1 protein-coding gene is annotated in these 1,939 nt (G+C 45.3%); it reads right to left on the bottom strand.

Annotated elements, in window-relative coordinates:
- Nucleotides 1-448: 448 nt before the first annotated feature.
- Nucleotides 449-1,843 carry a class II fumarate hydratase gene (gene fumC / locus A1D16_RS00585; protein ID WP_290706688.1) on the bottom strand — a complete coding sequence of 465 codons (1,395 nt, stop codon included), beginning with the start codon at nucleotides 1,841-1,843 and terminating at the stop codon, nucleotides 449-451.
- Nucleotides 1,844-1,939: the final 96 nt, after the last annotated feature.

The raw sequence follows: 1,939 nt of genomic DNA, 5'->3' as shown, positions 1-1,939 counted from the left end.
ACCTATACAGCAGAAAAAGTAAGCGGTACTTTTTCCGGAACCGTCATTGATTCACAGACGGGAAACCCGCTGCAACTTACCAACGGCCGCTTCTCCGTGTTACGATAATTTCAGTAAAAATTTGCCTAGTAAAGGCTGGGGCAATTTATTGCCGGGTAGAGCTCGGGCAGGCTAATTCATTCGTCGAATTCAATCCTGCCCGAACAATAAATCTGTGTAATTACCCGTTTTCATCCATACAATCCGGGAAACCGGTAAAAAATTATTAAAAAGGCTATAAAAGACTCATGTTCTGTTTTGGTCCGTTCCCTAGTATTGATTTGACGACCAATATCCACTGAAAAACCAAGAGGCTTGGTTAAAAGGAAATGTTGTCAATTTCGAATATAGGGTTTAGCGTCCCTCCCCGTCTGGGAGGGACAATTTTTTACTTGCCCTTGCCAATTTCTTACCTGCCCACCATATTTCCCGGAACCACCCACTGATCAAATTCTTCTGCAGTAAGATAACCTAGTTTAACCGCCATTTCTTTTAGTGTGGTACCTTCTTTATGAGCAGTTTGTGCAATTTCAGCCGCTTTATAATAACCGATTTTGGTATTGAGGGCGGTAACCAGCATCAGCGAATTATCTACATGTTTTTTGATATTGGCTTCGATGGGTTCAATGCCAACGGCGCATTTATCATTAAAGCTTACACAACCTTCGCCAAGGAGGCGGGCACTGTGCAGGAAATTATAGATCATCATTGGTTTGAATACATTCAATTCAAAATGACCGGTGGCGCCACCAATATTGATCGCCACATCGTTGCCCATTACCTGGGCAGCTATCATGGTAAGGGCCTCGCACTGGGTGGGGTTTACTTTGCCGGGCATAATGGAAGAGCCGGGCTCATTATCAGGAATAAACAATTCGCCGATACCGGACCGCGGACCGCTGGACAGCATACGAATATCGTTGGCGATTTTCATTAAGCTAACTGCCACGGTTTTTAATGCACCATGTGCTTCCACGATCGCATCATGGGCCGCCAGGGCTTCAAATTTGTTCTCTGCCGTAATAAAGGGCAGGCCGGTAAGTTTCGCAATATGTTTGGCTACATTTTCACTGTAATTCGGTGGGGTATTGATACCCGTACCCACGGCCGTACCTCCCAGTGCTAATTCGCTTAGGTGGGCAAGCGTGTTCTTAATGGCTTTCAGGCCGTGGTCTAGCTGTGATACATAACCGCTGAATTCCTGTCCCACGGTAAGTGGTGTGGCATCCATAAAATGGGTGCGGCCTATTTTTACCACATCCATATATTTTTTGCTTTTTTCAGCCAGCGTATTCCGCAGTTTTTCTATACCTGGTATAGTAACTTCCAGCAAAATGCGGTAGGCTGCAATATGCATGGCAGTAGGAAAGGTATCGTTTGATGATTGTGATTTATTGACATCATCGTTAGGATGAAGGAATTTTTCTTTGTCGCTTAACTGGCCGCCGTTAAGGACATGCCCCCGGTAGGCTACTACTTCATTAACGTTCATATTGCTTTGCGTGCCTGATCCGGTTTGCCAAACAACCAGGGGGAAATAAGCGTCGAGTTTACCGTCGAGGATTTCATCACAAACCTTCCCGATCAGGTCAGATTTTTCCTTCGGTAGAACGCCTGCTTCGAAATTGGTGAGAGCGGCGGCTTTCTTCAGGTAAGCGAAGGCCTGGATAATTTCCTTGGGCATTTTGTTGGTGTCCTGCGCAATTTTGAAATTTTCAATACTGCGTTGTGTTTGGGCGCCATAATAGGCATCCACGGGCACTTTTACTTCACCCATTGTGTCTTTTTCAATTCTATAGTCCATTTGGCGATCGTATTTAATTGGCCGCAAAGTTAACGGCACGGGTTATTTTCCTTTAAAAACGGCGGGGCTTTTTTTGGGAAAAGGAGTGGGGGCTTC

The organism is Flavihumibacter sp. CACIAM 22H1 (assembly GCF_001601815.1).
Taxonomy (GTDB): domain Bacteria; phylum Bacteroidota; class Bacteroidia; order Chitinophagales; family Chitinophagaceae; genus Flavihumibacter.
The sequence above is the reverse complement of the archived record's forward strand: the minus strand, read 5'-3'. Positions and strand labels throughout refer to the sequence as shown.